This is a genomic window from Erwinia sp. Eh17-17 (assembly GCF_039675725.1).
GTDB lineage: Bacteria > Pseudomonadota > Gammaproteobacteria > Enterobacterales > Enterobacteriaceae > Erwinia.
The window spans coordinates 637,688-659,755 of sequence record NZ_JBDFQT010000002.1 but is presented as its reverse complement, the minus strand read 5'-3'; the positions used below and the strand labels follow the sequence as shown (position 1 = coordinate 659,755).

Sequence of the window (22,068 nt, the reverse complement as noted above, 5' to 3'; positions counted from 1 at the left end):
ATGAACCCTTCATCTCCTCTTCTGCAGGTCAGTGAGGTCTCTTTTGTCCGTCAGGGGAAAACGCTGCTGGCACCGGTCTCTTTTGCACTTCATCAGGGCGAGTTCCTCTGGCTGACCGGGCCATCTGGCGCCGGTAAAAGCACGCTGCTGAAAATTATTGCCTCACTGCTTGAGCCGTCTGGCGGCGAGGTGATATTTAACGGGCAGCCCCTTGCTGAGCTGAAACCTGAACGCTACCGCCAGCAAGTCTCTTACGTGTTCCAGACGCCACAGCTGTTTGGCCTTAGCGTGTTTGACAACCTCTCCCTGCCTTATCAGGTTCGCCAGCAGCGGATCGATCGCGCGCATCTGGGCGAAGAACTGCGGCGCGTTGGCCTGTCATCTTCGATGCTGGATAAACCGGTCGATCGGCTCTCTGGCGGAGAAAAACAGCGGGTGGCACTGCTGCGTAATTTACAGTTCCCGCCTGATATTTTGCTGCTGGATGAAGTCAGCAGCGCGCTTGATGAGGCGAATAAGCAGCGCGTACTGGAACTTATCAACCAGCAGACTGGCCAGGGAACTGCCGCGATCTGGATCAGTCACGACAGTCATGAAATAGATGATGGCAGACGGCGGATCGCGCTGTTCCCCGCCGGGCAGGAGAGCCAGCATGAATCAGCATAATATTACCAATGAGTCGCTGGCACTGGCGCTGGTGCTGGTGGTGATTGCGCTGCTGGTCAGCGCTAAAGAGCGGCTGGGCCTGGAGAAAGACATTATCTGGAGCGTGGCGCGGGCAATTGTGCAACTGGTGGTTGTTGGCTATGTGCTCAAATATATTTTCGACCTGAACAATCAGTGGCTGACCGTGCTGATGGTACTGTTTATCTGCGTTAATGCGGCGCTGAATGCCAGGAAACGCAGCCGGGCTATCGACAGGGGGTTCCGGATTTCGTTTATCGCGATTACCAGCGGCACTACGCTGACGCTGGCGATCCTGTTGCTCAGCGGGGCCATTGAGTTTATGCCGATGCAGGTGATCCCGATATCCGGGATGATCGCGGGGAATGCGATGGTAGCGGTGGGGTTGTGTTTCAGTAATCTTAATCAGCGCTTCAGTGATAATCGCCAGAAAGTTGAAGAGATGCTCAGCCTCGGGGCCAGTATCAAGCTGGCTTCAGCAACGATAGTGCGTGACAGCATTCGTGCTGCGATGATCCCCACGGTGGATGCGGCGAAAACGGTCGGTCTGGTGAGTTTGCCGGGAATGATGTCCGGCCTGATTTTTGCCGGGATCGACCCGGTGAAAGCCATTAAATATCAGATCATGGTGACATTTATGCTGCTGGGAACGGCCAGCCTGTCGACGATTATTGCCGGGTATCTGTCCGCCCGCCGGTTTTATACCGCGCGCGCGCAGCTGAAATAATCTATCAGGGCGGACCTCTTCGGTCCGCCCCGCCTGCGAATTGCCTTTTACGTCAGAAGTTCACGTTGGCGCTCAGACCGCCGATAAATGCATCTTTCACACCGCTGACGGCACCCGGAGAGGCAACGTATTGCAGGTTAGGACGCACGCTGAGCCAGTTGGTAGCATGGACGTTATAGTAAACTTCATAGTTCCATTCTGAACCGTGCTGGATGGGGAGATAAGTCGGGCTGTTGTAGTCGTGCTCGCCATTGTATCGGTTGGTTTCGCGCTGCATTTTGCCGTAGTCACCGTTAACGTGAATACGCGCCACGCCGAAACCAATCTCATCCTGCGCTCGTGAGGCAAATGGCCCTTTCCAGGTCACTTCAAACGCCTGGTAGTTATCCATTTTCGAGGTTTTATGATCGTTCATCACCGCCTGTACGATCACGCCGAGACCCCGGTTCACATCGCCATCGGTCGCGGTCAGCTGCTGTTGTAACAGAACATAGCCGCCGTAGGCTTTAGCCTGAGTATCGTAGCTGCCGTTGTGATAGCTGGAATACTTATCACCGTTCACCGAAGAGTAGTAACCGCCAATGCGGTAGTTCCCCGGCAGCTTAGCTGCGCCAAGCAGAGGCTTCCAGCCGAATTCAAACGGCACCAGGTTACCCAGCGTCGGGCTACCGTCAAGGTAGAAACCGTTACCGCGATCGTAGTTATTCCGGTTCTGATTATAGAAGCCGACCTGGAAGAACATATCTTCCGGCAGGTTTAACTTAATGCGGCCGCCCCACTGGGAAACCGGCCAGTTAAACCAGCGGTCACCGCGCCAGTTGCCGGCCTGACCGCTGCCGAAGGCCAGGTTCTCGAACTTACTGTCGAAGGAGCCAAAATCTTCGCCAACGGTAACACGACCTGCTTTAACCTCTACCCGGTTATCAAACAGACCTTTGTTAACCCAGAATTGAGTCAGACGCCAGGTTTGACCACGCCCCCATACTTCTTCCACCGATGACAGGCCGCCGGTTCGCGGGTCGGTAATATGCTGAGTAAGATCGCGACCGTTACGGCTGGTGATGGTGAACTGGAACTGAGTGTCATCCCAGTTCAGCAACTTCTCCAGATCGAGTGTGGTGCCAAACGCCCACTGGTCGGTATAGCGTGCCGTGGTCGAGGTATGATACCCGCCCGCCAGGTTGCTGGCTGATTCCATGGTGTAGTTCACCTGGAAATCGACGCCGTCTTCTTTTAGCTCGCTACGATATCCGCCCCAGTCGCCAAACAGGTAATCAGAGTTAACGCTGAGCGGGGCCATATCAGCACATGCGGCTGTAGAGGCCAATAACAGAGCGCTACCGCACAGCAGAAGGGAAGGGGCTGCTTTTCTTTTAAAAGTACATTTAGTTGTCACTGTTTTATTCCTTTTTATTATCAATCTGCACGGTTTCCAAAAAACTTCCTTTAAGGCAGGAAGGTGTGCGATTGTTTGAGATAAAATGCGTAATAACCGCCGGGCGCACGTAAACCGTGGCCCGGTTGCTATGACACCATGTGAGGGAATAAGGAATATTGTATTTTTGTGCTGAAGAAGATTAGCAGGCTATTTAATTTGTATAAAAATAACAATAACGATGAAAAAATATGTCAGCGATATCGGTAATGAAATTAAGCCCCATCCCGGCATGGCTGAGATGGGCCGATCTGACGGCAGAATTTTCAGAAATTAATTCCGGCGCTAAGCCCTCCGACAAAGCGGTGAGAGTCATCATCTACTGCGCCAGGTTTTGTACTTTGTTGCAGATTGGGCCGCAGAATGACGTGGGGCGTCAGCTGAAAGTTGTAGTAAAGGTTGTAATTAAAGCCCTCGCCGCGCATCAGCGGCTGCGGATGACTGCTGTGGTACTCTTCGGGGATTGACGGGATCTGCTGTTCGGGCGTGATGATCTCGGCCTGTGCTGAGGGAGGGAGAGGCCGCTGCTGCGGTGCGGCAAAGGCGCTGGCTACGGTGAGCAACGCGGCGAGAGCGGCGGCCATGCGGTAAGTCTGCGGATGTGATTTTCTTTCCATGATTTCACCTCGTTCTGCAATTAACCAACTGGAGTAAATCCTTACCCAATCAGTACATCACAACTCACCCAGGCCGTTTCAATGTTTAATGCGCCGGTGAAAATCCAGGTAAATCAGGCATAAAAAAACGCCCACAGGGGGCGTTCATGGGGGCTTGCGGGAATTAACGGCGGCCAAAAATCTTGGCAGCAAGGAACCCGACACCCGCAGCAATCACCAGGGACACCAGCGGTGACTCCTGAGTTTTGCTTTTCACGCAGTCCAGCGCATCATCAACGGCGTAGGAGGCTTTGGCTGCCTGCTGACGCACTTTTCCTCTGAATTCATGCTCTGGCGAGTCTACGGCTTTGCCAAACTCTTCCTGACCCTTACCGATAGCTTCTTGTGCTTTATCATTCGCTTTATCAAACAGACTCATTGTGCCTCCTTTTGATGGCATGATTTCCTGTAACGACTTTAAGCGTAGACCATCTTGCGGGCTTTACCGGGGGGTTGTGTGTAAAAATATGAATGCAGGCGCCAGTTACTGACAAAAAAAGAGGAGGATCGTTGATCCCCCTCCGGCGTATATCTGCCATCAGCCGCTGCGTTCAGACTGACGATATCAGACGGTCAATGGTAGCCTTCGTCCGGCTTGATTTTGCCGCGGAATACGTAATAGCTCCAGAAGGTGTAAACCAGAATCACCGGGATAATCAGCAGGCCGCCAACCAGCATAAAGCCCTGGCTCTGTGGCGGTGAGGCGGCTTCCCAGATGGTGATGGACGGCGGAATAATATACGGCCAGATACTGATACCCAGCCCGGTGAAGCCGAGGAACACCAGCGCCAGCGTCAGCAGGAATGGCGTGTAGTGTGCATGACGCTGCAGCGCGCGCCACAGACCCCAGGCGGCAGCCAGCACCAGCAGGGGCACCGGCAGGAACCAGAACAGGTTTGGCAGGGTAAACCAGCGCTGCATGATGTTCGCATGCGCCAGCGGCGTCCAGACGCTGACAATCGCAATGACCACCAGCAGGGCGATCAGCAGCGGTTTGGTCAGCGCAGTCATTTTACGGTGCAGCTCGTTTTCCGTTTTCATGATCAGCCAGGTGCTGCCAAGCAGTGCATAGGCCAGTACCAGCCCCACGCCGCAGAACAGCGTAAACGGTGTCAGCCAGACCAGTTCCGGGCCGCTGTAGGTGCGGTTGGTCACTTCAAAGCCGTTAATTACCGCACCCAGCACCACGCCCTGACTGAAGGTGGCGACAAAGGAACCGCCAATAAAGGCTTTATCCCAGAATGGGCGGTGCTCTTCGGTGGCTTTGAAACGGAACTCAAAGGCCACACCGCGGAAAATCAGACCGATCAGCATAATGGTCAGCGGGGCGGCCAGTGCGGTCGTAATTACCGCATAGGCCAGCGGAAAAGCGCCAAACAACGCGGCACCGCCGAGGATCAGCCAGGTCTCATTACCATCCCATACCGGGGCAACGGTGTTGACCATCATATCGCGCTCAACCGGATCTTTATTGAACGGGAAGAGGATACCGATGCCCAGGTCAAAGCCATCCATAATGATATACATCAGGGTGGCGAAGATGATGATAGTAAACCAGATAATTGAGAGATCGATACCCACCTTATTTCTCCTTCTGCGGCGACTGTAGTTTTTCCTGCACCGCAGAAAGCGGGCGCGATGGCGTGTGTGATGTGCCCGGGCCACCGTCTGGAGTATGGTCACCCTCACCGGTCTGCGGACCAATCTTGATCAGATTAGCCAGGTAGCTGTAACCCACACCAAAGACGGCGCAGTACACCAGCAGGAAGGCAATCAGGCTGATGCTCATTTGCAGCGTGCTGTGCAACGACACGGCGTCGCGGGTGCGCAGCAGGCCGTAAATCACCCACGGCTGACGGCCGATTTCTGTCGTAATCCAGCCCGCCACCAGCGCAATCAGACCGGAAGGGCCCATCAGCAGAACAAACCACAGGAAAGGACGTGAGGTATAAAGTCGCTGACCGCGACGCATCCACAGGCTGACGGCGCCCAGCAGGATCATCAGCATGCCAAGCCCAACCATGACGCGGAATGACCAGAACACCACGGTGGAGTTGGGACGATCCTCTTTCGGGAAGGTCTTCAGCGCCGGAACCTGTTTGTCCAGACTGTGGGTCAGTATCAGGCTGCCGAGGTAGGGAATTTCCACCGCGTATTTCGTCCGTTCTTCTTTCATATCCGGAATACCAAACAGAATCAGCGGCGTGGCTTCTCCCGGCGGGTTTTCCCAGTGGCCTTCAATGGCGGCAATTTTGGCTGGCTGATGTTCCAGGGTGTTCAGACCGTGGGCATCGCCAATCATGGCCTGAATAGGAGAAACAATCAGCGCCATCCACAGCGACATCGACAGCATCTTACGCACGGCCGGGGTGTCATTTTTACGCAGCAGATGGTAGGCGGCAGACGCGCCAACGAAGAAGGCCGTCACCAGGAAAGCCGCAACGGACATATGCAGCAGGCGGTAAGGGAAGGACGGGTTAAAGATGATTTTAAACCAGTCAACCGGCACCACAATACCGTTTTGCAGAGCATAGCCCTGCGGCGTCTGCATCCAGCTGTTGGAGGCGAGGATCCAGAAAGTGGAAATAATGGTTCCCAACGCCACCATGCAGGTTGAAAAGAAATGCATACCGCGGCTGACGCGATTCCAGCCGAACAGCATCACGCCGAGGAAGCCAGCCTCAAGGAAGAACGCGGTAAGCACTTCGTAGGTCAGGAGTGGCCCGGTAATACTTCCGGCGAACTGGGAGAAACCTGCCCAGTTAGTCCCGAACTGATAGGCCATAACCAGGCCGGACACCACGCCCATACCGAAGTTAACGGCGAAGATTTTTGACCAGAAATGATAGAGGTCGCGATAAACCTCATTCTTGCTTTTCAGCCACAGTCCTTCGAGCACGGCCAGAAAACTGGCCAGGCCGATAGTGATAGCCGGGAAGAGGATGTGGAAGGCTACGGTGAAACCAAACTGTATCCTCGCCAGATGGAACGCATCTAATCCGAACATTGCTTACCTCGTTCTAACATGCACAACTGCCTTTTATTTTTTTACCCACAGCTAACAAATAGATGACCTGTAGCAAAAAACAAATTTGCCAGTTGCGGGACTTCTCATCGGAGGTTTGATCCTAAGACCAAAACAGGTGAAGAAGTAGCTACAGTAATAGTGAACCGGCCTATAACAGTAGCGATTATTACGAGCAATTGTTTCGTCACCAGGTTAAATCGGTGAAAGATTATGTTAACGCAAGATCGCGTAATGATGCCTGGATGTGAAAACGATGTATCTTTATGTCGTAAAAGCTTTTTTATAACTTCGTTTAACGCTCGGTACGACAGAAAATGAAGGGAAAACTGACTGTTATTGACGCAGGCAAGAGCGGTTTTAATATAGCTTTTGGGGATATAAAAAATAGCAGTTGCACCCGATTAATATAATAACCCGATGCTTTATGATTAAAGATTAAATGCATGTAGATTAATTGTTACTTTTTGGTGTTATATGGTTGAAAGAATGCCTGTCGGATTTTCATTCTTTTCACGTAATTTTTTCCCGTCAGTCAGGCAGGGAAACAGCCCTGCAAATGTTAAGGATGTGATACACATAAATATGTAATTAGAAATATTTAGTTACAAAATGACTGCCGCTATTCACCTGATTATTGTCATGAATCAAAATTTCTCATCGCCGTTAGTGTTGGTAGTGAACGATAAGCGTCCGTGTTATAACCAGCAAATGTCGGTTAGCGAGGGAAGTGAGATGGACACTATTATTATGCTGTTGCCGGTTTATGTGGCTTACCTGCTGGGCACTGCCAGCCCCGGCCCCAGTAATATGGCGATTATGGGCGTGGCGATGAGTCAGGGGCGCCGCCCTGCGCTGGCGCTGGCGGCAGGGGTGATTACCGGTTCGCTCTGCTGGGCGCTGCTGGTGGCCACCGGGCTGTCGACGCTGCTGCTGGCTTATGCACAGGCGATTGTGGCGATCAAAGTGTTGGGCGGCATTTATCTTTTATGGATGGCATGGAAAGCGGCGCGCAGCGCTGCGCGCCGTGGTGAGGTTCGCCCGCTACCGGTTGCAGCCCCAGGTTCACCGGGTTCACTCTATCGCCGCGGTTTGCTGCTGCATCTGGCTAACCCGAAAGCCATCCTGGTCTGGACCGCGATTATGTCTTTGGGCATCCGACCCGATGCGGCGCCTTCGCTGCTGCCATTGATTGTTGGCGGCTGTGCTCTGCTGGGGATGCTGGTATTCAGCGGTTATGCGCTGCTGTTTTCCACCGAGGCCATGAGCCGGGGTTATCGCAAATGCCGCCGCGCAATTGAAGGTGTTTTTGCTGTTTTCTTCAGCGCTGCCGGGTTGAAGATGTTGTTTTCCCGTTAATAACCGCCGGGCGTCAGCCCTGCCTGATGCCCGGCAGGGCAGGGCCGTTACATCTGAGTCCTGAAGGGAATACGCGGCCAGTTCTGCTTCCGGCATCCCGGCAAGATTGGCGGCCACCAGGCGATCGGCGAAACACCGGGCTTGATGTTCACTGCTGCCGGCAAAATGCCACAGACGTTCCACCAACTGTTGTAAACGGCTGTGTTTAATTTTCACCTCGTCCTGCATATGACTCATTTTTTTCCTTAAAATAATCAAGGTTACTGCTTATTTTTAAACGAATTATTAGCCGTTGCCCGTTGGTTTTTTACGCGATGTGGCTTTTTATCCGGATAAAGGTGTGGGCTTTTTTTCATCAGATATTGCTAATTATTACAATCGATAAGTATACTACTTCATTGATATATATTGATTTTTTTGACTAAAGCCAAATTTTTTTTGCTGAGACATGTCTGCCTTTGGGGTAAACCGCCGTATGGAAAGTAAACGCACCGAGCCCGCCAGTATTCCACTTTTGGATCTTTCGGCGATCCCGGCTGAGATAATGCTGTTGGGTAAACGGCTGGCCGATACCAAATATCAGATTGATATGTTGGGAAAAGTGGGCTGGGGTGAGCTGACGGCCAATCTACACGGGCTGGAAGCCAGTGGGGAATGGAATGGCCCGGACGATGCTCTGACGTTTTTCAGCAAGATATTTCCTTTTGCCCTGCTGCCCTCCGAAACGGAACCTCTGGGGGTTTATCAGGTGCCGACCGAGCGGGTGATTGGCCGCAGCTGGCGCTGGTGGCCCGATCACCTCAGTGGCAACAGCGAAGAAAAGCTGCGTGAACATTTATCCGGGCCGCAGGCCGCTGACAGCACTTCATACTATTTTATTTCAGCGCTGGCGTTACTGCTGGCGGTGCAGGGACAGAGCCGGGTCAACTACTGCCGTCAGCGGCATATTCCCACCATCACTGCCCGGGTGACCTATCTGTCTTACCCACCCGCAGACCGCTTCAAACTGTATCATGTCACTCAGGGTGCTACCCGCCAGAGCTGGGTGGTGCTTAACGATCGCTATTTGCAGGCGATACACTGGCCGCGTATTACGCTGCCCGCGCTCAGCACTTACGGCGTGCACAGTGCCAGCTGGCCGCTGACGTTTCCGCCCGTAGAGCGGATATTCGCAGAACTGCACAACCCGCAGCAGGTCGAGGATTTTGTCGCACCCTGCCTTGATTTACAGGTACTGCAGGAGGCTATCGATGAGGAACAACGCGCGGCGCTGCTGTCCGCGAAACCGGTAAAAATGGCTCTGAGCGAGATGGATATTGTGAATATCTGGCCAGTCAGTATGACACTGACGTTCTTTTTCCTGCTCTCTCTGGTGGCTGCTGGTGTCACGGCGGGAGCCGGGGGCTTAGGCGTGCTCAGCCTGGTGATTTGCGGTATGTCAGGGAGTTTGCTGCTCTTTATTGCCGCTCCGGTTTTTCTGGTGCGTCAGAATGGGCTTCGCCGTCGCAAAAGGGATGCTGAAGAGCTTGCAGAAAACGCGCCAGAAAATGCGGAGTTACCGCCAGCAGCACAGTAAAAAAAACCCACGCGAAGTGGGTAATAAACTATTCGTCTGACTTTGCCATTTGTTTTATAGCAATTAATGATCGCATTTTTTCCGTAGAAATAATAAGCATTTATATAGATCGATTCATAGGGATCGATCGGCTAAATCGATTGATGATGGAAAAAAGAGGCTCACAGGGCAAAGCAAATGGATAGTGTCACAACAGCGGGTGCCGTGGGCATTCAATGTTGCTGTTTAAAGCCCGCTTTGACCATTTCATCACGCAGGGCGCTGGTAATGACCCGATTGCCGCCAGTGATCGGGAAGATGACGTTGTTCACCACATCGTCCAGGTCATGCTCGTGAAATTCCTGCAAGGTCAGCTGGGTGCCGCCCTCATCGTTAATCGCCATGGAACCTTTGATGTGGTCGCCCGCATTTTTTGCCGACAGGCTGTAGCGGCCCAGGCTGGTATTGATTCTGCTCATAAGATCTCCTTGTAACATGGTCAGTGGGAAGGGGAACAAGTGAGTCTGAAAATGACCTGATAAGTCTAGTTGCGCTGGCGGTATTTCTCGCACTCTGAACGGTAAAGAAGTGAAAACTCGTGATGGCTGTCGCTAAATTTAATGGCCCTGTCCGGGCCATAATCGTGACAGAATTAACCGGCAAGCGTCAGGTCAAGTTCCAGAGTGGCGAGTTCCTGACGTGCCGTGGCGGGCAGGTGCGGGTCGGTAATAATGCCGTCAAACTGGGCAAGCGGCAGGGCCAGGAAGGTGGCAATTTTGTTATACTTTGAGCTGTCTGCCAGCAGCACGCGCTTGCGGCTGACGTCACTGACCGCGCGCTTCACCGCAATTTTTTCCTCATCCGGCGTAAAAGTGCCGCGCATTCCCCAGCAGGACGCCGAGATAAATGCAATGTCCACCGACAGCCCACGCAGCGCCCTGGCGGCCGCATCTCCTACGCAGGAACGGTTATCGCGGCACAGGGTGCCACCGGTATGGATCATCCTGCACTGGCTGGACTCGATCAAATAATTGGCAATAACAAAATCGTTAGTAACAATCAGCAGGTCATCGCGCATACCCAGCTCGCGCGCCAGCGCCAGCGTGGTAGTCCCGGCATCCAGATAGATGCAGCTGTTGCGCGGAATATGGCGTGCAGCCGCGGCACCAATCGTCTGTTTTTCCAGACTGAACATGCTGGTTTTATCCTGATGCGTTGGCTCGCTGGAGAGCCGCTCTGTCGAACGGACCCCGCCCGAAACCAGCAGCACTGCCCCCTGTTCTTCCAGTTTTTGCAGATCGCGACGGATGGTCATGTGTGAGACGGCCAGCCGTTCAGTCAGCTCGGCGATGCTGACCACGCCGCGTTCCTGCACCAGCGCTAAAATTTGTTGATGTCGTTCTACCGGGATCATTCTTGCTCCTGCTGACTCTGCGAGGGATCTGCACTGAGTGTAAAGGAGGGGACGGATTCCCCACACCACAATTTTTATCAAATTATCACGGTTATGGAAATTCACACGCCATTTCTACGGCGCTGTACCGCCTTATCATGATGAAATACCGCGATTATTTCAAATTAACCTGATGATTCTTTCGGTGTTAATTATTGTTAAGTATGAGAATTATCCTGTTAAATATTGTGATGACTGTCACCAAAATTGCCGATTAATGCGCCTATACTTCACACATCAAAACAAATAATCACCAAAGTTAACACGGAGAGCGTATGTCTAACGCAACATCAATGTCGGTTTGTGTCGTTGGTCTCGGTTCGATGGGAATGGGGGCAGCGCAATCCTGTATTAAGGCGGGTCTGAAAACCTGGGGTGTAGACCTCAACCCGCAGGCATTGCAAACACTGCGTGACAGCGGGGCTCAGGCGGCAGAGACCTCTGCCAGTGACTTTGCCCGTCAGCTGGATGCCGTCCTGCTGCTGGTGGTGAATGCCGCGCAGGTGAAGCAGATCCTGTTCGCCGAAAACGGTCTGGCAGCCCGTCTGAAGCCAGGCACCGTGGTGATGGTATCTTCCACTATTTCGTCTCAGGACGCGCAGGCCATTGAGCAGCAGCTGGCAGAGCATCAGTTGCTGATGCTGGATGCCCCGGTTTCCGGCGGTGCAGCGAAGGCGGCGAGCGGTGAGATGACCGTGATGGCGTCAGGCAGTGACGAAGCGTTTGCACGGTTGCAGCCGGTACTGGATGCGGTTGCCGGAAAAGTTTACCGCATCGGCAGTGAGATCGGCCTCGGCTCTACCGTGAAAATCATCCATCAGCTGCTGGCAGGCGTGCATATTGCGGCGGGGGCGGAAGCGATGGCGCTGGCTGCCCGTGCCGGTATTCCGCTGGATACTATGTATGACGTAGTGACCAACGCGGCGGGAAATTCCTGGATGTTTGAGAACCGCATGCGCCATGTGGTCGACGGTGATTATTCACCAAAGTCAGCGGTGGACATTTTTGTCAAGGATCTGGGGCTGGTCGCAGATACGGCTAAAGCGCTGAACTTCCCGCTGCCGCTGGCGTCCACAGCCTTCAATATGTTCACCTCCGCCAGCAATGCAGGCTTTGGCCGTGAAGATGACAGCGCGGTGATTAAGATTTTCAGCGGCATTACGCTGCCGGTTAAACAGGAGCAGAAATAATGCGTCTGGGTGTGATTGCGGATGATTTTACCGGGGCAACGGATATTGCCAGTTTCCTGGTGCAAAACGGAATGTCCACCGTGCAGGTTAACGGCGTACCTGCCCGATCGTTAACGTTGCAGGCTGATGCGATTGTGGTCAGCCTGAAGTCGCGTTCCTGTGCGGCGGACAAAGCGGTCAGCGACGCATTACAGGCACTGAGCTGGCTGCAACAGCAGGGCTGTGAGCGTTTTTATTTTAAATACTGTTCCACCTTCGACAGCACGCCGCGCGGGAATATTGGCCCGGTTACCGATGCACTGCTGGCCGCGCTGGGGGAAACACTGACCATTATTTCGCCGTCGTTACCGGTCAATGGCCGCACGGTGTATCAGGGGCATCTGTTTGTGATGGACCAGCTGCTGTCCGACTCCGGTATGCGCCACCATCCTGTGACGCCAATGACCGACAGCAATCTGTTACGACTGATGGAAGCGCAGGCCAGCGGTAAAGCCGGGCTGATTAACAGCCAGACGCTCGATCGCGGAGCGGCTGCGGTCAGTGTGGCACTGGACGAGCTGGCGCAGCAGGGCGTGCGTTATGTGGTGCTGGATGCGCTCAGCGAGCAGCATCTGCTGACCCAGGGCGAAGCGCTGCGTGATATGCGCCTTGTGACCGGCGGTTCCGGTCTGGCTATCGGCCTGGCGCAACAGTGGGCCAGTGCCGGACACGACAGTCGTGAGGCTCAAATTGCGGGTGCGCCTCAGGGCCAGCGTGCCGTGGTCTTGTCCGGCTCCTGCTCAACCATGACCAACCGCCAGGTTGCACGCTATCGCCAGCAGGCCGCCTCCTGCGCCGTTGACGTGGAACGAGCCCTGCAGGAGCGCGACCATTACGCCCGCGAACTGGGTGACTGGGTGGCAGCGCACCAGCAGGATGCCCTGGCACCGATGCTGTTTGCCACGGCCGATCCGGACAGCTTACAGCGTATTCAGCAGCAGTATGGTGCAGAGCGCAGCAGCGAGGCGATCGAGCAGCTGTTTGCCGCCGTGGTACAGGATCTGCAACAGCGCGGCTGGCAGCGCTTTATCGTGGCCGGTGGCGAAACGTCGGGCGTGGTGGCACAAACGCTGGGGATTGACGCTTTCCACATCGGTCCGGCGATCTCCCCCGGCGTGCCGTGGGTGCGGGCCGTCAGCCAGCCGGTCTCTCTGGCCCTGAAGTCAGGAAATTTTGGCGATGAGAACTTCTTCGCCCGCGCACAGACGGAGTTCACAGTATGACTGAGCAGCAGGCACGCGAAGAGATGGTCCGGCTGGGCGCCTCATTTTTCCAGCGCGGATATGCTACCGGTTCGGCAGGCAACCTGTCGATGCGCCTGGAGGACGGTACGCTGCTGGCTACGCCAACCGGTTCATGTCTGGGTGAACTGGTGGCTGAACGGCTGTCAAAAGTGACGCCGGAAGGGGAGTGGATCGGCGGCGATAAGCCATCGAAGGAGATCAGCTTCCACCGCGCCATCTATCTGAATAATCCGGCGTGTGGTGCCATCGTTCACCTGCACTGCCTTTATCTGACCGCGCTCTCCTGCCTGGAGGGGCTGGACAGGCAAAACTGTATTCGCCCGTTCACGCCGTACGTGGTGATGCGCGTGGGGGATGTGCCGGTGGTACCTTATTATCGCCCCGGTGATGCCCGCCTGGGGGAGGACCTGGCGAAGCTTGCACCACATTACAAGGCTTTCCTGCTGGCGAATCATGGCCCGGTGGTGGTGGGAAAAACGCTGCGTGAAGCGGCGGATAACACCGAAGAGCTGGAAGAAACAGCCCGCTTAATCTTTACCCTGGGCGACCGCCCGATTCGTTATCTGAACGATGACGAAGTGGCTGAGTTACGGAGCTAAATATGCCTAAATTTGCTGCCAATCTTTCGACCCTGTTTACTGAACTGCCTTTTCTATCCCGTTTCGATGCTGCCGCAGAGGCGGGGTTTCATGGGGTGGAATTTCTTTTCCCTTATGACTATGACGCGCAGGCGCTGAAGCAGGCGTTAACCCGTAATAAGCTGGAGCTGGTGTTATTCAACACCCCCCCCGGCGACAGTGCGGCGGGTGAGTGGGGTCTTGCGGCAATTCCGGGACGTGAAGCCGATGCCCGCAGGGATATTGACCGGGCGCTGGAATATGCCTTAGCACTGGACTGCCGTCAGGTTCACATCATGGCGGCGGTGGTGCCGGAGGGGAGCGATCGCGAAGCCTGCTGCCGCACCTTAATCGACAATGTGCGCTATGCCGCTGAGAAGTTTGCCCCACACGGCGTGCGTATCCTGCTTGAAGCGTTAAACCCGAAGACCAAACCTCATTACCTTTACTCCAGTCAGTATCAGGTGCTGGATATCGTGAAGCGTATCGATCGTCCCGGCGTATTCTGCCAGCTCGATCTGTTCCATGCGCAGCTGGTGGACGGCAACTTGAGCCATCTGATCACCCACTATGCCGGGCAGTATCAGCACATTCAGATCGCCTCCGCCCCGGACCGCCATGAGCCGGATGAGGGGGAGATCAACTATCCATGGCTGTTTGACCTGCTTGACCGCAGCGGCTACAGCGGCTGGATTGGCTGCGAATATTTCCCGCGTACCACCACGCTGGAAGGACTGAGCTGGTTGAACGCGTTTAAATAATTTGAATATTTTTATCACCGCTGCGCGTCCTGGCGCGCAGTGCGGGCTTCCTGCTGCCTGAAAAGGCCGCTAAGCCGGGGAAAGTAGTCAATAAAGCGGTGCTGCCGAGCACGGCGTAAAATAAAATCATACGAGGCTGAAAAGATGTCGACTGCCCTGTTACTGACCATCGCCGTTGCCAGCGTGCTTATCCTGCTGCTGCTGGTGATTAAAGCGAAAGTTCATCCGTTTGTTGCGCTGATTGTCGTCAGCCTGCTGGTCGCGATCTCTACGGGGATCCCGGCCGATAACATTATGAAAGTGATCGTCTCCGGTATGGGCGGGCTGCTGGGCTCAATCACCATCATTATCGTACTAGGCGCGATGCTGGGAGCCATCATTGAATCCTCCGGGGGGGCAGAGTCGCTGGCGCAGCGTTTCACCCATACGCTGGGGGTGAAGCGCACCGTGGCTGCACTGACGATGGCGGCGTTTATTCTCGGGATCCCGGTGTTCTTTGAAGTCGGTTTTATCATTGTTATCCCGCTGATTTACGGTTTCACCAAAGTGGCACGGGTTTCTCCGCTGAAATATGGCCTGCCGATGGCCGGAGTAATGCTAACCGTACACGTCGCGTTACCTACCCATCCCGGTGCCGCCGCGGCCGCAGGGCTGTTAGGTTCGGATATGGGCTGGCTGATGCTGCTGGGCATTGTGGTGTCGATCCCGGTGGGCATTGTCGGTTACTTCGTAGCGAAGAAGATGAATCAGCGCCAGTATCACCTGTCTCTGGAGGTGCTGGAGCAGTTGCAATTGGCAAAACCGGAAAGCAGTCCGCGTCAGAATCACGAGTCACCACCGGGTGCCTGGCTGATCTCGTCGCTGATTGTGGTGCCGATCGTGTTGATTGTCGTCGGGACGCTGGCGCACAGCGTGCTGCCGGAAGGTAATGCGCTGCGCCAGTTCCTGACGCTGGTGGGAACACCGGCTATCGCTCTGCTGATCGCCCTGGCGCTGTCGGCCTGGCTGTTAGGATTACGCCGTGGCTGGAGCAAAGAGAAACTGAGCGAATTACTTGACCGTGCGATCCCCGGCTCAGCGGGCGTGATTCTGGTGGCGGGGGCAGGGGGCGCGTTCGGTAAGGTGCTGGTGGAATCCGGCGTCGGTAAGGCGCTGGCTCTGTCGCTGGAAACCATTCATCTGCCGCTGATCCCGGCGGCATTTATTCTGTCGCTGGCCCTGCGTGCCTCGCAGGGGTCGGCCACCGTCGCTATCCTGACCACCAGCGGTCTGCTGACGCAGGCGGTCACCGGGTTAAGCGATACACATCTGGTGCTGGTCACACTGTCAGCCTGCTTTGGCGGCTTAGGGCTGTCCCATGTCAATGATGCGGGCTTCTGGGTGGTGACACGTTATCTTGGCCTGTCGGTGGCGGATGGCCTGAAAACGTGGACGGTGCTGACCACCGCCATGGGCCTGACGGGGTTTATCCTCGTGTGGCTGCTGTCGCTGGTGATGTAGTTCCGTTACGGCAGCACAGCGCGAAAATGGAATCTTCTTCTATACTTAAGTCACTACGTTGTAGTGACTTTTTTAATGAGAAGAGGGCATGGAATGAAGATTATTCTCTGGATTATTGCGATTATTTTTATCGTAGGTTTACTGACTGTGACGGGCGTATTTAAACTTATCTTTTAACGTTTCCCCCTGTCCGCCTGGAGAGGCATTACTCCAGGCGGACAGAATAATGTAAATGCAAATATTTCATAAATCATCCCGATGTAACTTCCTGTTTTCAATTAAACATCCTGTTATTTCATTTGTACTTTTTATGCTTTTTCGGCGCGTAATATAAACTTAACCTCAATGTGGCAAGTTCGCAGGCTGACATGAAAATGACAGCGGATATACTCGCTTCTCTCAATATGGAAATGTGGGAAGAAACGATGATTATTAATGAAGCTCAACTGTTACAGGATGAAGATAAATATTGTTCGCACGGTGATACGGTACATTATGTCAATCCTCCGAAAATATTCGAACGCTGTCAGGGGAGCTATCTTTTTGATGCCCAGGGTACCCCTTATCTCGACCTGCAGATGTGGTATTCCGCCGTTAACTTTGGCTATGCCAATTCCCGTCTCGACAATGCATTAAAAAAGCAGATCGACACTTTGCCGCAGCTGGCCAGCCAGTATCTGCACCCGACCAAAATAGAGCTGTCAAAAGTGATTGCTCAGGATATGGAGCGAAAGTTTGGGCTGCCGGGGCGCGTACACTTTAATGTCGGAGGATCGCAGTCAGTCGATGATTCTCTCAAGCTGGTGCGTAATTTCACCCACGGTAAAAGCCGCATGTTTGCTTTTGAAGGGGGCTATCACGGACGTACGCTGGGCGCATCTTCAATTACCTCCAGCTATCGTTACCGTCGTCGCTTTGGCCATTTTGGCGAACGCGCGCAGTTTATTCCCTTCCCGTATCCTTTCCGCCGTCAGAGAGGGATGACCCCGGAAGAGTATGCTGACAAGCTGGTGGCTGATTTTGCCCGCCTGTTTGAAAACGAATATCACGGCGTCTGGGATCCAAAAGTCAGCGAGGCTGAGTTTGCCGCATTTTATATTGAACCGATTCAGGGGACCGGTGGTTATGTTATTCCACCTCGTAACTTCTACCCGGCGTTAAAAAAGGTTCTTGATGAATACGGTATTTTACTGGTGGTGGATGAAATCCAGATGGGATTTTACCGTACCGGTAAGCTGTGGTCGGTCGAGCATTTTGGCATTACGCCGGACGTGCTGGTATTTGGTAAGGCGCTGACTAACGGTCTGAACCCGCTGGCTGGGATCTGGGCGCGTGAAGAGATGATTAACCCGCAAACCTTCCCCGTAGGGTCGACGCATTCCACCTTTGCCTCTAATCCGCTGGGGACGGCTGTCGGACTCGAAGTGATGAATATGCTGGCGGAAAAAGATTATGAAAAACAGGTTTCTGAAAGCGGAGCGTATTTCCTTGAGGGGCTGAAAACATTGCAGCGTCAGCATAAAGAGATCGGCGATGTTGACGGTCTCGGTTTAGCGCTGCGTGCCGAGCTGTGCCAGGCGGATGGCTTCACGCCGGATAAAGCGCTACTCGATAAAATGGTCGATATCGGTCTTTCCGGCACGCTGGAATATCAGGGGCAAAAAACCGGGCTGGTGCTGGATGTTGGTGGCTACTACAAAAATGTCATCACGTTTGCCCCTTCGCTGGAAATCAGCCGGGCGGAAATCGATCAGGCCATCGAGCTTCTCGACCAGTTGCTCACCCGTGCTAAGCGAGAGCGTTAAACCGTCTTAAATCTTGACCAGAGGTGCTGCAGAGCACCTTTTTTTCGGAAATGATGATGCTAAAGCAGGAAGCTGAACACAAAAATTATATCAATCAACTGGAACCTGAAGGGATCCTCAGCGCCTTTATCGCGCACCCACCGGAGGGGTTTCGTTCTCAGATTACCGAAACGGGCTTACCGTTATTTACCACACAATTCGATTTGCTGACGACGGCAGAACCCGCGCTGCGACAGCGCCTCGCCGCACTGCCTGGCTACCGTCGCTGGCGAAAATGGTTAACGCTGAATACCTGCTTCATTGGTGCCACGACCAGTGAGTACGTCTGCCTGCCTTACAGCCAGCAGCCGGAGGCGGTACTGCGATGGATTGAAGCGCACTGCATCAATAAGCAGCCGCTGACGATAATTAAAGATCTGCCGCTGCGTTCGCCGCTGCTTTCCCCCAGCGATAATGATTATAACCTCCGCCTGATTGCCGCTGCCCGCCGCCGCGGATTTGTTTGCGTTGAAGGCCAGGCGCTCGCCTGGGTGCCGATCGATTTTGCCTCGGTTGATGAGTTTCTGGCGCGGATGTCGCACAGTCGCCGGCGTAATATCCGACGCAAGCTGCGCAGTCGTGATGGACTGAACATTGAGGTGTTGAAGACCGGCGATGTGCGCTTTCAGGATAGCGTGTTTCGCGCGCAGCTCTATCAACAATATCTGGCCGTCTGGCATCAGAGCGAGCTGCATTTTGACCGTCTGAGTGCGAACTTTTTTGATCATGTGCTGACCGATGCAGACAGCGATGGCCGTTTATTTTGCTACTGGCATCAGGGGGAGCTGGCCGGATTTAATCTCTGCTATCTCTATCAGCGTCGCCTCATCGATAAATATATTGGTTTTGACTACGCGCTGGCACCGAAGTTTAACCTCTATTTTGTCAGCTGGTTCGTTAACCTGGAGTACGCCCTGTCTGAAGGTTTGCAGAGCTATGTCGCTGGCTGGACAGACCCGGAGGTGAAAGCGAGCCTGGGGGCCAGCTTTACCTTTACCTGCCATCTGGTGCGGATGCGCAACCCGCTGCTGCAGCGGATATTCCGCTACTTTAGCCACTATTTTGAGAGCGATACACAATGGTACCGGCAACGGGTTTTATAGCGGAGGATCGCCCTCCGTTGATCCTTGATTTTGACCAGTCTGTGAGGCTGGACGGACCGGCGATCCGGCTGCCGCTGAACCACTGGGAGCAGCGAATTCGCTTTGGCTGCCGCTGGTCACAGTTTCGTCAGCTGGCAAGGGAGGTGAATGAGCAGCTTGGCGGCCGACGTTACGGCTGTGTGTTTACCGGCAGCGGGGATTATCACCACCTCAGCTATCTGCTGTTGCAGCGCCTGTCACCTTATCGTCCCGTTCAGCTCATCGTCTGTGATAACCATCCCGATAATATGCGTTATCCGTTTGGTATCCACTGCGGTTCGTGGGTTTACTGGGCCAGCCGGTTACCCCAGATTAGCCGCATAGACGTGCTGGGGATCGGCTCACAGGATATCGCGGTGACGCATGCCTGGGAAAACCATCTGATGCCGCTGCTGCGTCATAAGCTGCACTACTGGAGCATCGGCGTGAACAGCCGCTGGCTGAATCTGCTGGGCGCACGTCGCTGCCATCATGATTATCGTGATGCGGATACGCTGATGGAAAATTTTTTGCCGTACCTGGGGGGGGCACCGATCTGGCTTTCAGTAGATAAAGATGTTCTTAGCCCGGAGGTCGTCAAAACCAACTGGGACCAGGGCTACTTTGAAGAAGCTCATCTGCAGGCGCTGATTGCCGCCTGCCGGGGGCTTTTACGCGGGGCTGATATCACGGGTGAAGTCTCCACCTGTAACTATCACAGCGGCTTCAAACGCTGGCTGAGTGCCAGAGACGGGCAGATAGCGATCGATGAGTCACAGATTAGCGCGTGGCAGCAGCCGCAGAATGCGTTGAATGCCCGCCTGCTCAGTGAGATTAACCGGGCATTCTCAGCGCAGTGACTGCTGAAGATGGTAAAGGATCGTGGCGAAGTCAGTCTGGCTGAGCCAATGGCTGTTGGTGATGGTCAGCGAGCGGGCGGCAAAATCAACGGCGTTGGGCGTTTGGCTGCCGAGCAGTAGCGGACGCACGGCCGGGTAGTCTGCCAGCGCGTGAACAAACAGCCGGGTCACCCCCAGGCCACTGCACCACAATCGCTGCATTGCCCGTTCTCGCGCCGCAGGCGCTGGCATCAGCAGCGTCAGAAATGGCCAGACGCCGCGCTGATTTTCCCGATCCTGCATCACCGTCACGCCCGGCAGCCGGGCCAGCTGCGCGCAGCGCTGCAGTGCTCGCTGGCGATTGTCTGCCAGCCAGGCGGGCAGGCGAGTCAGGGCGCTGGCTCCCACGCGCTGACGATAGCGGCTGAGCGAGTGCAGCGGAATATCCTGCACCCCCAGATCATCGCCAACGGCACCCGCTTCATCCCCGCAGGCCAGTTTATGGCGCAGCGGACGCCCGTAAATCAGATCGAAACGTCCGGGATGGTATAGCAGATGAAAGCCCCAAAGTTCTGCGATACGGCGCAGCTCCCAGCCGGGGCGACATGGCAGCATCTGCTGCGCGCTGGCGCGAAGCTGTGCATGGAGGCGCGGATGGCGGCTGAATAAAATACCGCCCTCCATGGTCGTCAGACCCTTCCCCGGCGCCAGACTGAAAAAACCGATATCCCCACACAGCCCAACGCTTTGCCCGTGACTCTCTGCACCAAGCGCCTGCGCAGCATCTTCAATCACAGCGGCCCCGCAGGCGTGGGCGATATCACGGGCGCTGAGGGCATCGGCGACCCGTCCGGCCAGATGGGTAACCACCACAGCGAGAGTATTTTTGTCGCACAGCTGGCGCAGACAATCACTGTCGAGATCAAGGCCGCCGTACTGCAGATCGCAGGGGACTACGCGCAGCGGTGGGCAGAAATGTGCGGCCAGTGCGACCAGCGGGCAGGTCCAGCCGGGGACCACGATGACATGCCGGTCTGGTCGCGTTTGCTGAAGCGTACGCAGGGAGACGATCAGCGCCGCTGTGCCGGAGCAGGTCAGCACCGGCGCGGGAATATGCAGCGTCTGCTCTAGCCTGCGGGCAAAATCCGCGCTGCCCCACAGCAGATCGCGCCAGCGTAGCGGGAGTCCGGCGGTGGGAGGGATCTGCTGACGCATACTCAGACCTGCCCGTTATCCACCGATGCGCCGGACAGATTTTCACCTCTGGCAAGACAGACGACACCCGCCAGGATCAGCAGCCCGCCCACTATTTTTGACAGCGTTAACGTTTCGTCAAACAACCAGACGGAGAGCAGCGTGACACTGAGCAGTTCAAGATGGGAGGCGGCGAACGCCGGCCCGACCGGCGCATATTTCAGCAGCGTCATCCAGGTAAAAAAAGCACCGGTATAGCCGACAAATGCCCCGTAGATCCAGGGATGGCCGAAGACGCGGATCAGCCAGGCGGTATCCAGCATCAGAGGCTGAGCGTGGATGGCGGCAAATTTGAAGCTGACCTGGGCCATGGTGTCGAAAATCATCAGGGTGATAAAACCAAACAGATAGAATCTTTTCATTAGCGCATCCCTACGATCATTACACCGAGCGCAATCAGCAGCATGCCAAGCAGCCGCCACGGCGTTATTTTTTCCTTAAAGCACCAGCGCCCGGCCAGCATAATGACCACTACGTTAATTGAACCGAGCATCATGCCAACCGACAGTGGCACCAGTGACAGAAAGGCCAGCCAGACCAGGAATTCTACCGTGTAGCAGAGAAATCCGAGCCAGATCCACGGACGGCCCAGCATGTGATGCCAGCTCTTCAGGCCAGAGTAGCGGGCGCTCTGCTGTGCGGCGGCCTTAAATGCCAGCTGCCCGGCGCAGTCAACCACGACATTAATAAACCACAGCGTCAGCGCCAGGTTATTCATAACCTCCTCGCGCAGTCATTTCGAGCGCACTGCAGCCTGTTCGCCGT

The 22,068-nt window shown here is 54.8% G+C and carries 22 protein-coding genes; 12 read left to right on the top strand and 10 right to left on the bottom strand.

Features of this window, described 5'->3' with window-relative positions; translation table 11 throughout:
* Positions 1-666 (top strand): ATP-binding cassette domain-containing protein, encoded by a 666-nt coding sequence (locus ABEH87_RS08495; RefSeq protein ID WP_346575655.1) that lies wholly within the window; start codon positions 1-3, stop codon positions 664-666.
* Positions 653-1,411, top strand: a complete 759-nt coding sequence (fetB, locus tag ABEH87_RS08490; RefSeq protein ID WP_346575654.1) for an iron export ABC transporter permease subunit FetB — start codon at positions 653-655, stop codon at positions 1,409-1,411. The genes ABEH87_RS08495 and fetB overlap by 14 nt, the downstream gene beginning before the upstream one ends.
* Positions 1,412-1,463: 52 nt before the next feature.
* Here fetB and ABEH87_RS08485 read toward each other — a convergent pair whose 3' ends face one another.
* The 5 genes from ABEH87_RS08485 to ABEH87_RS08465 form a co-directional block, all read right to left on the bottom strand.
* Positions 1,464-2,711: a carbohydrate porin gene (locus ABEH87_RS08485; RefSeq protein ID WP_346575652.1), complete on the bottom strand. Its 1,248-nt coding sequence runs from the start codon at positions 2,709-2,711 to the stop codon at positions 1,464-1,466.
* Positions 2,712-3,112: 401 nt separating this feature from the next.
* Positions 3,113-3,463, bottom strand: coding sequence for a carbohydrate porin (locus ABEH87_RS08480; RefSeq protein WP_346575650.1), 351 nt, complete (start codon positions 3,461-3,463; stop codon positions 3,113-3,115).
* A gap of 163 nt (positions 3,464-3,626) precedes the next feature.
* Positions 3,627-3,881, bottom strand: a complete 255-nt coding sequence (locus tag ABEH87_RS08475) for a CsbD family protein (protein ID WP_346575648.1) — start codon at positions 3,879-3,881, stop codon at positions 3,627-3,629.
* A gap of 194 nt (positions 3,882-4,075) precedes the next feature.
* Entirely contained in the window at positions 4,076-5,083 is a 1,008-nt protein-coding gene (cydB, locus tag ABEH87_RS08470; protein WP_346575646.1) for a cytochrome d ubiquinol oxidase subunit II, read from the bottom strand.
* A gap of 1 nt (position 5,084) precedes the next feature.
* Positions 5,085-6,509 (bottom strand): cytochrome ubiquinol oxidase subunit I, encoded by a 1,425-nt coding sequence (locus tag ABEH87_RS08465; RefSeq protein WP_346575644.1) that lies wholly within the window; start codon positions 6,507-6,509, stop codon positions 5,085-5,087.
* Positions 6,510-7,262: 753 nt separating this feature from the next.
* On the opposite strand from ABEH87_RS08465, the gene ABEH87_RS08460 reads away from it, so the two are divergent.
* On the top strand, positions 7,263-7,886 hold the full coding sequence (locus ABEH87_RS08460; protein ID WP_346575642.1) for a LysE family translocator: 624 nt from the start codon (positions 7,263-7,265) through the stop codon (positions 7,884-7,886).
* A gap of 475 nt (positions 7,887-8,361) precedes the next feature.
* Positions 8,362-9,462 carry a hypothetical protein gene (locus tag ABEH87_RS08455; protein WP_346575640.1) on the top strand — a complete coding sequence of 367 codons (1,101 nt, stop codon included), beginning with the start codon at positions 8,362-8,364 and terminating at the stop codon, positions 9,460-9,462.
* A 212-nt stretch (positions 9,463-9,674) separates the two neighbouring features.
* On the opposite strand, the gene ABEH87_RS08450 is transcribed toward ABEH87_RS08455, so the two are convergent.
* Entirely contained in the window at positions 9,675-9,920 is a 246-nt protein-coding gene (locus ABEH87_RS08450) for a hypothetical protein (RefSeq protein WP_346575638.1), read from the bottom strand.
* A 173-nt stretch (positions 9,921-10,093) separates the two neighbouring features.
* Positions 10,094-10,855: a DNA-binding transcriptional repressor YgbI gene (gene ygbI / locus ABEH87_RS08445; protein ID WP_346575636.1), complete on the bottom strand. Its 762-nt coding sequence runs from the start codon at positions 10,853-10,855 to the stop codon at positions 10,094-10,096.
* 314 nt (positions 10,856-11,169) lie between these two features.
* On the opposite strand from ygbI, the gene ltnD reads away from it, so the two are divergent.
* From ltnD to ABEH87_RS08405, 8 genes are all read left to right on the top strand, one after another.
* On the top strand, positions 11,170-12,084 hold the full coding sequence (gene ltnD / locus ABEH87_RS08440) for an L-threonate dehydrogenase (protein ID WP_346575634.1): 915 nt from the start codon (positions 11,170-11,172) through the stop codon (positions 12,082-12,084).
* Positions 12,084-13,346, top strand: coding sequence for a 3-oxo-tetronate kinase (gene otnK / locus ABEH87_RS08435; protein WP_346575632.1), 1,263 nt, complete (start codon positions 12,084-12,086; stop codon positions 13,344-13,346). Before ltnD ends, otnK begins: the two co-directional genes overlap by 1 nt.
* Entirely contained in the window at positions 13,343-13,966 is a 624-nt protein-coding gene (locus ABEH87_RS08430; RefSeq protein ID WP_346575630.1) for an aldolase, read from the top strand. The genes otnK and ABEH87_RS08430 overlap by 4 nt, the downstream gene beginning before the upstream one ends.
* A 2-nt stretch (positions 13,967-13,968) precedes the next feature.
* Positions 13,969-14,745: an HPr family phosphocarrier protein gene (locus tag ABEH87_RS08425; protein ID WP_346575629.1), complete on the top strand. Its 777-nt coding sequence runs from the start codon at positions 13,969-13,971 to the stop codon at positions 14,743-14,745.
* A gap of 144 nt (positions 14,746-14,889) precedes the next feature.
* Positions 14,890-16,245 (top strand): GntP family transporter, encoded by a 1,356-nt coding sequence (locus ABEH87_RS08420; protein ID WP_346575627.1) that lies wholly within the window; start codon positions 14,890-14,892, stop codon positions 16,243-16,245.
* 374 nt (positions 16,246-16,619) lie between these two features.
* Positions 16,620-18,050 carry an aminotransferase class III-fold pyridoxal phosphate-dependent enzyme gene (locus ABEH87_RS08415; RefSeq protein ID WP_346575625.1) on the top strand — a complete coding sequence of 477 codons (1,431 nt, stop codon included), beginning with the start codon at positions 16,620-16,622 and terminating at the stop codon, positions 18,048-18,050.
* Positions 18,051-18,106: 56 nt separating this feature from the next.
* Positions 18,107-19,192, top strand: coding sequence for a GNAT family N-acetyltransferase (locus ABEH87_RS08410; RefSeq protein ID WP_346575624.1), 1,086 nt, complete (start codon positions 18,107-18,109; stop codon positions 19,190-19,192).
* 17 nt (positions 19,193-19,209) lie between these two features.
* Positions 19,210-20,070, top strand: a complete 861-nt coding sequence (locus ABEH87_RS08405) for a hypothetical protein (RefSeq protein ID WP_346575622.1) — start codon at positions 19,210-19,212, stop codon at positions 20,068-20,070.
* Here ABEH87_RS08405 and ABEH87_RS08400 read toward each other — a convergent pair.
* Genes ABEH87_RS08400 through ABEH87_RS08390 form a run of 3 tightly spaced genes read right to left on the bottom strand, consistent with a single transcriptional unit; the run spans position 20,059 to position 22,021 of the window.
* Positions 20,059-21,264, bottom strand: coding sequence for a DegT/DnrJ/EryC1/StrS family aminotransferase (locus ABEH87_RS08400; protein WP_346575620.1), 1,206 nt, complete (start codon positions 21,262-21,264; stop codon positions 20,059-20,061). The two genes, ABEH87_RS08405 and ABEH87_RS08400, sit on opposite strands and share 12 nt — an antisense overlap.
* A 2-nt stretch (positions 21,265-21,266) precedes the next feature.
* Positions 21,267-21,665, bottom strand: a complete 399-nt coding sequence (locus ABEH87_RS08395; RefSeq protein WP_346575618.1) for an EamA family transporter — start codon at positions 21,663-21,665, stop codon at positions 21,267-21,269.
* Entirely contained in the window at positions 21,665-22,021 is a 357-nt protein-coding gene (locus ABEH87_RS08390; RefSeq protein ID WP_346575616.1) for an EamA family transporter, read from the bottom strand. Before ABEH87_RS08390 ends, ABEH87_RS08395 begins: the two co-directional genes overlap by 1 nt.
* Positions 22,022-22,068 lie beyond the last annotated feature (47 nt).